Source organism: Pseudoalteromonas sp. NBT06-2, assembly GCF_002276045.1.
Classification (GTDB): domain Bacteria; phylum Pseudomonadota; class Gammaproteobacteria; order Enterobacterales; family Alteromonadaceae; genus Pseudoalteromonas.
Window position 1 is genome coordinate 1 of record NZ_NQMR01000179.1, and the last position, 11,038, is coordinate 11,038.

General features: G+C 35.7%; 7 protein-coding genes and 1 pseudogene. 4 read left to right on the forward strand and 4 right to left on the reverse strand.

From position 1 onward, the window contains the following. Nucleotides 1-90 precede the first annotated feature (90 nt). The 4 genes and pseudogenes from tnpA to CJF42_RS22885 all read right to left on the reverse strand — a co-directional run bounded on the left by tnpA (nt 91) and on the right by CJF42_RS22885 (nt 4,066). Nucleotides 91-503, reverse strand: a pseudogene (gene tnpA, locus CJF42_RS22870) (IS200/IS605 family transposase). 180 nt (nt 504-683) lie between these two features. Further along, nucleotides 684-2,252 carry a sodium/sugar symporter gene (locus CJF42_RS22875; RefSeq protein ID WP_095368875.1) on the reverse strand — a complete coding sequence of 523 codons (1,569 nt, stop codon included), beginning with the start codon at nt 2,250-2,252 and terminating at the stop codon, nt 684-686. Nucleotides 2,253-2,439: 187 nt separating this feature from the next. Further along, complete coding sequence (locus CJF42_RS22880; protein WP_095368876.1) at nt 2,440-3,513, reverse strand: FecR family protein; 1,074 nt, start codon at nt 3,511-3,513, stop codon at nt 2,440-2,442. Then, nucleotides 3,506-4,066 (reverse strand): RNA polymerase sigma factor, encoded by a 561-nt coding sequence (locus tag CJF42_RS22885; protein ID WP_095368877.1) that lies wholly within the window; start codon nt 4,064-4,066, stop codon nt 3,506-3,508. The genes CJF42_RS22880 and CJF42_RS22885 overlap by 8 nt, the downstream gene beginning before the upstream one ends. A gap of 314 nt (nt 4,067-4,380) precedes the next feature. On the opposite strand from CJF42_RS22885, the gene CJF42_RS22890 reads away from it, so the two are divergent. From CJF42_RS22890 to CJF42_RS22910, 4 genes are all read left to right on the forward strand, one after another. Next, complete coding sequence (locus tag CJF42_RS22890; protein WP_095368882.1) at nt 4,381-7,665, forward strand: TonB-dependent receptor; 3,285 nt, start codon at nt 4,381-4,383, stop codon at nt 7,663-7,665. Between the two features lie 72 nt (nt 7,666-7,737). Then, a complete protein-coding gene (locus CJF42_RS22895) occupies nt 7,738-9,330 on the forward strand; it encodes a tryptophan halogenase family protein (protein ID WP_095368878.1) in 1,593 nt (530 codons plus the stop codon). Between the two features lie 49 nt (nt 9,331-9,379). After that, entirely contained in the window at nt 9,380-10,114 is a 735-nt protein-coding gene (locus CJF42_RS22900) for a SapC family protein (RefSeq protein ID WP_095368879.1), read from the forward strand. A 122-nt stretch (nt 10,115-10,236) separates the two neighbouring features. Further along, on the forward strand, nt 10,237-10,836 hold the full coding sequence (locus CJF42_RS22910; protein ID WP_252097713.1) for a DUF6445 family protein: 600 nt from the start codon (nt 10,237-10,239) through the stop codon (nt 10,834-10,836). Nucleotides 10,837-11,038: the final 202 nt, after the last annotated feature.

An 11,038-nucleotide genomic window follows, 5' to 3' on the forward strand; every position in this document is an offset into this window, starting at 1 on the left:
AGCGCACATCCAGATTGTAAAAAATGGATAAACATCCCCGAGGTAAACCCTCTCGCTTAGGCTCGACTTCACTTCGTGAAGCGGGGTATTTCACTCGAACATTTCCAATTTATGATCAACATGTAACTGCCCATACTTTTTCCCTTGATTTTTAACATAGTTTTTTATCATTGATTCATTCCCATGTTTACCAACTGTACTGCAAAATAACCATCCGACCAAAACTCACCACCCCATAACTGTTTTTTAACATGAGGACATTTCTTTAAAATCTCTCGTGCTATTAAAATTTTTATCATAGTTACAAGCTTTTTTATGCTATACGTTGGCACTGATTCAACCAAAAAATGAATATGTTCTTCATCGGATTCAATTTCTAAACAAACTTCAGATATAACACTTTCAACACCGGCATCAAAAACTATTTTTCGATATTTGGCTGAAAATACTAAGTGATATAGCAACACAGTCACATGACAGTTTTTATGGATAAATTTACATATATCCATATTTTACCACAAATGGCGGGGAATAAAATACTCCCTCAGAGATTTAAAGTGGGTCGTGTCCATATATATCGATACTACATGGAAATGCGTTTTTAAACTTACATTGCAATAATAATTTAGTCTCTACATGATATAGAAAACAAAGTCATACAGAGATATTTTAGAGTTCCTTATTTACCACCAAGTAGCGTACAAAGCGGCAATAATAAGTACTAAAGCAACAACCGCAGTGTTAAAAATAGAACTGGTTTTAAAGCTTATTTTACTTAAATCAACTGCGTGGTTATGTTCTTTATTTGACTGTACGGATAACAACGATGTCATTATTGCTATTACAATACATAATATAAAAACTAAACCAATACGATCTATAAATGGTAATTCAGGCCAAAGCACTTTAAACAGTAATGAACAAACAGCAGAGCTTATAGCCGCAGCTAAAGCACCATTAGCGTTAATACCTTTCCAAAATAAACCTAAAATAAAGATCACAACAATACCCGGAGTAAAGAATCCGGTAAATTCTTGAATATATTGAAATGCTTGGTCAAAGTTACCTAATAATGGCTTAGCGATAATTAATGCCATGCACAAAGCGATTAAACTTGCCATACGACCAACATTGACATAATGCTTTTGCGATTTATTTGGCACTAACGACTGATATATATCTAAAGTGAAAATGGTTGAGATACTATTAGACATTGACGATACCGATGAAATTATTGCGGCAACTAACGCTGCGAAAATTAACCCTTTTAATCCATGAGGCATTAAACCCATCATCTCTGGATAAGCTTGATCAGGTGCTGACAAGTCAGGAATCAATATTACTGCAGCAATACCGGGTAAGACAACAATAATCGGCATTAACAGCTTTAAAAATGCCGCAAAAACAATCCCTTTGTGAGCCTCGTTGATATTTTTAGCCGCTAATGCGCGTTGAATAATGTATTGATTAAAACCCCAATAAGATAAGTTCATCACCCACATACCGCCCACCAGAACCGAGATACCAGGTAAGCTCATATAATGCGGATTATCAGGACTTAAAATCATATCAAATTTTTCTGGCGCTAATTCAGTTAATAACGAGAACCCTGCGATTATTCCCTGCCCTTGCGCTATTTCATCAAGTGCTAAATAAGATAAAATCAAACCGCCAATTACCAGTAATATAACTTGAACAATATCAGTAAAAGCCACTGCTTTTAGACCACCATATAAAGAATATGCAATTGAGAATAAAGCAAGAAATAACATACCAAAAAGAATATCAACTCCTGTCATAGCACTAATGGCCAATCCTCCTAACCATAAAATGCTTGAAAGGTTGACGAATACATAAACCCCCAACCAAAAAATAGCCATTACCGTTTTTACGCGATGATCAAAACGTTTATCCAGGAATTGTGGCATAGAATAAATGCCGGAATTTAGAAAAATGGGCAGAAAATATTTACCGACAATTAAGAGTGTAATTGCTGCCATCCATTCATATGAAGCAATAGCTAAACCAATAGCAAACCCAGAGCCAGACATTCCAATAATTTGCTCAGCAGAAATATTAGCGGCAATCAAAGATGCACCAATAGCCCACCAAGGAAGAGATTTACTCGCCAAGAAATAATCATCCGTAGTTCTGTCTTGTGCGCTTTCATTTCGTGAAATCCAAAGTGCAGCAATCAGTAGCCCTATTACGTAGAATATAAAGATGCTTATATCAAGCGTATCTAATGTCATGGTATTAACCTTTGTTATTATTTTTACTTTTTTAAAGACAATAAAATCCTGACCCAATAATGAGTATTAAAACTCATTGGGTATTATTTATTAAAAGGGATTTATTTCGAGTTACCTATTAACGGATTATCCAAACTCAGTGGTAAGCTTTTAATAGGTTATTTTTTATAAATACAGATAAGACACATTAACCAGAATATTTGAGAATAATTTTATCTTTACTTACTTTTTCAAAACTAATATCAAAGTTTTTTCTAAGTACATTAAGTAAACCTGTTACATCACCGGTTTTAAACATACCCGCAACCTGAACATTTCTAAGTTGTTCATCATCAGCTAATTCAAATTCGATATCGGTATATCGACTAATTTCAGCCATAGCATCTGTGAGTGACTCGCCGCGAAAAATCAAATTTCCTCTGCGCCATGATAATTTTACGGCTATATCAATAGGCTTTATTTTTACAACTTTTTCGAGTGATTGACTCGTTAAATCTAGTTCAACTTTCTCACCCTTTGATATTACCATAGACGTTTTAGGTAATCGTTTTGCTATTTGTTCGGTGTCAGAATTTAGAGAAATATTCCTTTTTTTGGCAACTAGTACTTTACCATCAGTAACGATTAACTCCACTAAGTCACTATTGACTTGTACATTAAATGCAGTACCCACAGCTTGAATAATCTTACCATTGGCCAATACGCTCAATGGTCTTGATTTATCATGGGCAACATCAATATGAATTTCTCCACGTTGTAACTCAATTAACCGTGCATTTTGAGTATATTTCACTTGTGCAAAACTATTGGTGTTTAATACTAATTTACTATTATCAGGTAAATTAATTGTATTACTTTCACCGACATTCGTTTGATAACTCGCTTTCATAACAACAACTTGAGACGTTATTGTCTCAGATAAAGGAGAAAAAATGGCAATACCATTCATTAAATAAAAAGAGATAGCAACAACAAATGAAGCCGCCATTGCAACAAACCAAGGCGTTGACTTTTTCTTTAATTGTTCTTGTGGGAATAAATCAGATAAACGGCTTAAGTCATCCATTTTATCCCACATTTGAGCGATTTCTAGTAGTAGTTTAATATTCTCATTATCTTGTGCAAGCCAATATTTAAACTCACTTTTTTCTACACAAGTTAACTCTCTATCAAGTTTAGCAATCCAATCACTCGCCTGTTCAAGACGTAACTCTTCTTGCTTAGCTTGCTCACTAGAATGAAGTTGATGAATATTACTCATAACGACCTCCTACAGATAGCGGTGATTTAACTGAACTGGCATACTGAGTTTTACGCATAAATAAGGTACAACGCTTTACACCCATTGAAATATGTTTTTCCACTGTAGATTCACTAATCGTTAATTGTTCCGCAATTTCACGCTGAGAGAAGCCATATACCTTCTTAAGCACAAAAACTTTTCTACATTGAACTGGTAATTCTCTAACGGCATTACAAAAGTGAGAGAATTCTCGATCGGTTACCGCATTGTCGTACATTTCATCTTTATTAAGGTCAGAAAGTAACAGCTCTAACTCTCGCATATCTTCAACACCTTTAACTAACCTTACACTGGCTTGTTTTTGGTAATCTAAGGCTAAATTTCGCGCCATTTTGAACATAAAAGATTTGGGTGAACTGATATGGTCTTTATTTTCAATTTGACAAATTCGCACATAGGTTTCTTGAACAATATCTTCAATTTCATGGGGTGGTACAATACGAGAAACAACCCGAGAAATACTTTTTCTAGACGCCAAATAAATTTTATAAAATACTGTCTCGTTTGACATTTAACCTCAATATTATTACAGCAAATTAAATCTCGATAATAATAAGACGAGTTAATTAAAAAAATCCGCCAGAAATTTTATTATTTATTTTAAGCAACTAAAATCAGAAAATTTTATTGCTTGTAATGTACCGCATAATTGTAATAGTGTCTTTATTAACACATAAAAATAAAACCATGAAACTGAAACAAAGAAACCTAACATACTGAATTTAATTACTTAAAAATATATATAAACATTTAAAACAGTTAACTTAATAACAAAACAAATATGCTTAAAGTATAAAAATTATAAAGGCGTTAATGAATTTTACTATGTTTAGTCATCAAAAAAAATTACTCAAAACTCATATTAAATTTTTATGGAGGAAAATTTTTAATCACTCGTCTTTGTTTTTAGTATGGAGGAAAACCATACAGGGGGAATATCAAAGATTACAAAATCGATTATTCTGTTTAATGATGATTATTAGCCTGAATGGCAATGTCATCGCTACAGAAAAAAGAGATAAAGTGATCTTTAATATACCAAGACAAAGAGCTGACTTATCGTTAATTAATTTTGCAGAACAGGCCGATGTTACCTTGTTATTTCCAATGGACAAAGTTCAGGGAAAACAAACAAATTCAGTAATAGGCGAGTATTCAATTATGAATGCTTTAGTTAAGTTACTGAAAAACAGTGGACTTAAAACAAAAATTGATGAAAGTGGCCAACTATCAATCTTGATAGATCCGAGTTTTGAGAGAAATAAAAACATGGTCGATTATAACAAAAATAAAGTAGCAAGCGCTGTACTCGCTGTACTTGGCACTGTAGCAGTATCGCAGCCAGTGCTAGCAGAAGAAACAAAAAAAGCCAAAGAAGTCGAAGTTATTCAAGTTACCGGCATACGCGGTTCACTTGCTCGCGCAATGGATGTTAAACGTGATGCTAGCGGTGTAGTAGATTCAATATCTGCTGAAGATATAGGTAAATTTCCAGATACCAACTTAGCAGAATCATTACAACGTATTTCCGGCGTATCTATTGATCGCTCTGGTGGTGAAGGACAAATGATTACTGTGCGTGGTTTTGGTCCTCAATTTAATACGGTATTAGTGAATGGTCGGAAAATTGCTTCTGAAAACGCAAGCCGAGCATTTAGTTTCGATACCATTGCTTCAGAAATGGTGAAAAGTTTAGATGTGCATAAAACCTCTTCCGCAACAGTGCAATCAGGAGGGGTTGGATCAACAGTCAATATTAATACCGCAAGACCTTTTGCGATTGATGGCTTCAAGGTTGCCGGCTCAGTAAAAGCAGTCGTAGATGGAAATAGTGAGAAAACAACGCCACAAGTTTCAGCTTTAATTAGTAATACATTCAATGATGATACTTTAGGTGTCTTATTGGCGCTTTCTTATCAAGAACGAGAAACTCGTTTAAACCAAGCCCAAACTGATGGCTGGTTAGAAAATGTAGGTATTCCAGACCCTAAAACTCAGTCTGGAGAGAATTATAGCGGCAATATATTCTCTGCCCGAAATTACGATCATAAAGTTACTTTTGAAAACCGTACCCGTACAAATGCTAATTTGGTATTGCAATATGCGCCGTTAGACAACTTAATTGTCACTGCTGATGTGCTTTATTCTGATTTTGATATTGAAACTAATGCCACTTCCTATGGTCACTGGTTTACTGCCCCTAATGTCGAAAATGCGGTTGTTGATGAAAATGGAACCGTTATTGATATGTATCAAGAGATTGGCTTAGCCACTGATTTTCATGCGAAGAAGTTTGACCGCTTAACCAGTTCATCATCCTTTGGTTTAAATTTTAATTGGGATATAAACGATAATCTTAATATGCAATTTGATTTGAGCACTTCAAAGGCGACTAGAGATGAAAACAATGGTCGTGGCGATCAGTTATCTCTTATTGGTTACGCTAACCGAGTTCGCTTTGAAATAGACAATAATATTTTACCACTCTCAAGTAATTTCACCTCAGCTGATAGTAGTATCTACAGCGGTCAACAAGAACTAGACGGAGTAGCTTACGATCCAACTGTTTCACCTGCTGGAGTATCTGATTTTTACGATACCACAAACTCAAAAGCACATGTTATGTTGCGTCGTGGCTGGGCGGTTGAAGATGATTTAACTCAGTTAAGGTGGAATGCTATATGGAGTACTGATGGTGATACTGGCTTAACCGCAGTGAAATTTGGTGCAATGTATTCATCTGAAACTAAGAGCTTAGATCGTTGGGACAACGAAGGTGCCGGTATTCACTGTACCTATTGTGGCTACCCTGACACCCCTGATATGTCAGGTTTTGAACAATATATTTTTGATGCCGGCAGTGACTTCTTAAGTGATGTAAGTGGTAGTGGACGCATGCCAACATCATGGCTTGCCCATGATGGTGAAGCAAACTTTGCTTACCTTGAACAATATTATGCCAGTGTTAATTCCGGCACTATTAGTTTTGACGCCGCTAAGCGTGATAACTCATTTGAAATCAGCGAAGATATTTATTCTTTCTACTTAGAGCTAGATTTTGAAGGTGAATTAGCCGGTATGTTAATTTCAAGTACTGCAGGCTTCCGTTACGAAAGTACAAGTACTGATGTACAAGGCACTACAGCACCGGTTACAGCATTAACTATTTTAGATAAAACAGAAATGTTAGCGCAATTCGGTTCACCAGAATTATTCACTCAAAGCACCAGTTATGATGAAATTTTACCTAACTTTAGCGTAAAACTTGAAATGACTGATGACTTAATTGCCCGCGTTGCTGCATCAAAAACATTGACGCGTCCAACATTAAGCAGTATGTCACCAGTAACCGTTATTACGACTACACGCCAAGGTGGTAACTTAAACTCTGCCAGTGGTAACCCTGCACTTGTTCCTTTTAGCTCTGATAATTTAGATTTATCACTTGAATGGTATTACGACGAAGCAAGTTACTTATCAGCAGGCTACTTTAGAAAACATGTAGCTAATTTCATTGTTAATTCACAAGAACCTAAAACTTTTGAATTACAAAGTGGAGGACTATTAACTGATCCTTCAACAGGTTCAACCCCTGACGCACCAGATGCTGATGATGAAGTTGCAGTATTTACCAATACATTACCCAATAATGGTGAATCTGCCATTGTTGATGGTTGGGAAATTGCCGCACAGCATACCTTTAATTCTGGTTTTGGTTTACTTGCCAATGTGACTTTAGTGAATAGTAATGCAGAGTTAGATCCAAGGGATATCACTCAAGTATTTGCCTTAACGGGATTAAGTGATTCATTAAATTTAGTCACTTTTTATGAAAACGGTCCGTTCCAAGGTCGTATTGCCTATAACTGGCGTGATAGTTTCTTACAGTCATTATCACAAAACAATGGTGATGGTGTCACCATTGTTGAAGAGTATTACCAAATTGACGCAAGTGCGAGTTACGACGTTACTGAAAACTTAACAGTATTTGTTGAAGGCATTAACTTAACTGAAGAATACATTCATAAACGTGGTCGCTTTACTAATCAATTATTACTAATTGAAGATAGCGGCCGTCGTTTTGGTATAGGTATTCGTAGTAGTTTTTAAGAGCAATTAAAACAATTAGGCGAAACGGTGAGTAATTAATCGTTTCGCATTATCATTAAAAAGAAGTGTTTTATGCATAGTACTCAAACAAATATAAATGATAACCTCTCTAAAAATGGTGCGATTGAAACAGTCGTTGTGGTGGGTGGTGGTATTGCCGGCTGGTTAACCGCTGGTAGAGTTGCAGCACGTCATAAATCACATACCACTGAAGGTATTAACGTTGTTTTAGTAGAGTCCCCCACTATTCCAGCTGTTGGTGTTGGTGAAGGCACTTGGCCAACCATGCGAAGTACTTTGATAGCATTAGGTATAAGTGAAACAGACTTTATAAGAGAGTGTGACGCCAGTTTTAAGCAAGGAGCCAAATTTGCTAAATGGGTTGATGGCACAGATAATGATTTTTATTACCACCCTTTAGTACTACCTCAAGGCTTTGCTAAAGGTGATATTGCAGCCTACTGGCTTGCCAAAGATCAAAAAAGCTGTGGAAATTCATTTTCAAACGATGTTTGCTTTCAAGAAGCGATTTGTGAAAAGGGCTTAGCACCAAAAACCATTCGCACACCAGAATTTGATGCTATTGTAAATTATGCCTATCATTTAGACTCTGTTAAATTCGCTATATTTCTACAAAAGCATTGCACTGAAAAACTAGGCATTACTCATATTTTAGATAATGTAGAAAAAATAAATACTGCAGGTAATGGTGATATTGCTTCAGTATCAACTAAAAATAATGGCGATATTTGCGGAGAGTTATTTATTGACTGCACAGGGTTTTCATCCCTTTTACTCGGTAAGCATTACCAAGTCCCGTTTAAATCTTGCAAAGATATTTTATTTATTGATACAGCATTAGCAATACAAGTGCCCTATGAAGATGAAGAATCACCTATTGCCTCTCATACTATTTCAACTGGGCAAGAAGCTGGCTGGATTTGGGATATAGGCTTACAACATCGACGAGGTGTTGGCTATGTTTATTCAAGTAAATATTCATCAGAACAACAAGCTAGAGAAATATTGGCCCAATATGTAGGGACTAAGTTTGATAATGCAAAAGTTAGAAAAATTCCAATTAACTCTGGCCATAGAGAAAAATTTTGGCAAAAAAATTGTGTTGCAGTAGGCTTATCAGCAGGTTTTTTAGAGCCTCTTGAAGCCTCTGCGTTAGTATTAGTTGAGCTCTCAGCTCAAATGATTGCAGAGCAACTACCAACAACAAGACGCTCAATGGATATTGTCGCTAAGCGCTTTAACGACACCTTCTTATATCGTTGGGATAAAATCATCGATTTTCTCAAGCTTCACTATATATTAAGCAAGCGAGTAGATAATCGCTTTTGGAGTGACAACCGCGATCCAAAATCAATCCCTCAAAGTCTGAAAGATTTAATGGAGTTGTGGCAATATCGCTCACCTGCCGATCACGATTTCACCAGTAATAATGAAGTATTTCCAGCAGCTAGTTACCAATATATCCTTTATGGTATGGGCTTTAAAACTGATTACAGCCATGCCTTTCATTTACTTGACGATTGGCAATATGCAGAACAACAATTTGCTCAAAATGAAAAAATGACGCAAACAATGACTTCAACCCTACCAAGTAATAGGGAATTATTAAACAAAATAAAACAGTACGGTTTTAGTCGCCTTTAGTGCAAACAGAACAATAAATAATAAAATTCATACTAAAAAGAGAATACTGATGGCAAATCTAGTAGCAGTTGACAACAAAAATCATAAGCACATTAAAATTAACAACACCTTAGCTGAAACTCATGGTAAAAACCTGCATCTTATACCTGCCATAGTTGCTGAGTTTACTAACCTTGCCGTGCAATATCCAATATTACTCACCAAAAATGGCGATACCGGACAATTTGTTTGTGCAGCTATGTTAGGTTTTGAAAGTGGTGAAAATTTGTTTTGGCAAAATGAACAATGGCAAGGGATATATTTACCACTTCAAATTCAACGTCAACCTTTTTTTATTAGCACGACTCCGGTAAAAAATACAACACAAGAAACTGAAAATACAGAACATTTAGTTTGTATAGATCTCGATAGCCCTACTATTTCAACCTCTGATGGAGAGTTTTTATTTACTGAGAAGGGAGCAGAAACTGATTATTTTAGTCAAGTAAAATACCGTTTATCACAAATTATGCAAGGTGAGATAGATAATCAACAACTAATTGATCAATTACAAGAAATGGCTTTATTACAACCAGTCGCATTAGAAATAACTTTCATAAACCAACAAAAAACTCGGCTGAACGGTTTATATACCATAGATAAAGATAAGATGGCTACATTAAGCCCCGAACAAGTATCAAAGCTTCATCAATTAGGGCTATTACTGCCTATCTACACAATGATCGCCTCACTAGGCCAAATTTATTCATTGATAGATAAAAAAAATATGCAGTTGAAAAGTTAATTGAGTGATCTAATAAAAGAACTAGCACTAAACAATTTTGCTTCAGTAAAAGTAATCACTATTGGTAATGAAAAGACGCCTCTATTAGTCATAGATAACTTTGCCAACAATGCGCAGCGTTTATTACGCAAGCAAGTAACGGTGAAGAATTTAGTCAACAAGCAAGCGATTTTTATCCAGGAATAAGAAAACAAATGCCTGCCAGTTATGGAACTCAACTATCAAATTTATATCACTCTATAGTGTGTTCTAACTTTAGTATCAAGCAAACTGCGCAGGCTAAAACCATACTATCTGCATTTTCCATAACGACAACGCCACCTAATAAATTAAAACCGATTCAAATGGTGCCTCATTTTGATTCAACAGCAAATAAACAGTATGCTGTTATCCATTACCTCTGTGATAAAGCACACGGTGGTACTTCATTTTATCGACATAAATCAACGGGCTTTGAAAGAATAACTGAGCAAAAAATATCTCAATACGGACAGGTATTAAAACAACAAGCCCTAGCAGAAAATCTACATTTAAAAGCTCAATATATTGAAGGTGATACTCCTCTTTTTGAGCGTATTTTTAGTGTAGAAGCAAAAATGAATCGAGCAATTATATTCCCCAGTAATATGCTACATTCAGGTAATATCAAGCCTGAAGCGGGGTTAATCTCTTGTCCTAAAAAAGGCCGATTAACAGTGAGTTCATTTATTGTTATTGAGTAACATCACACCCCATATCGTATTAGAGTATCGCTTTTAATTGTCAATCCGGCGGGGAATTCTGAGCAATGCAGTAACATATTGCCAGTCCATTTTCTTTTAAGGGAATAACCATTAATCTAAAGATGCGCCTAAACCCTGAGTTGCTCTGCAATCCTGAAACTCGCACTTTGAAATGCCTTGGGTATATTACCTTGCTTAACCA

Excerpts from the sequence above, each read along its gene's own strand:
- CJF42_RS22875 (WP_095368875.1), bottom strand. The coding sequence starts at position 2,252 with ATGACATTAGATACGCTTGATATAAGCATCTTTATATTCTACGTAATA.
- CJF42_RS22880 (WP_095368876.1), bottom strand. The coding sequence starts at position 3,513 with ATGAGTAATATTCATCAACTTCATTCTAGTGAGCAAGCTAAGCAAGAA.
- CJF42_RS22885 (WP_095368877.1), bottom strand. The coding sequence starts at position 4,066 with ATGTCAAACGAGACAGTATTTTATAAAATTTATTTGGCGTCTAGAAAA.
- CJF42_RS22890 (WP_095368882.1), top strand. The coding sequence starts at position 4,381 with ATGTTTAGTCATCAAAAAAAATTACTCAAAACTCATATTAAATTTTTA.
- CJF42_RS22895 (WP_095368878.1), top strand. The coding sequence starts at position 7,738 with ATGCATAGTACTCAAACAAATATAAATGATAACCTCTCTAAAAATGGT.
- CJF42_RS22900 (WP_095368879.1), top strand. The coding sequence starts at position 9,380 with ATGGCAAATCTAGTAGCAGTTGACAACAAAAATCATAAGCACATTAAA.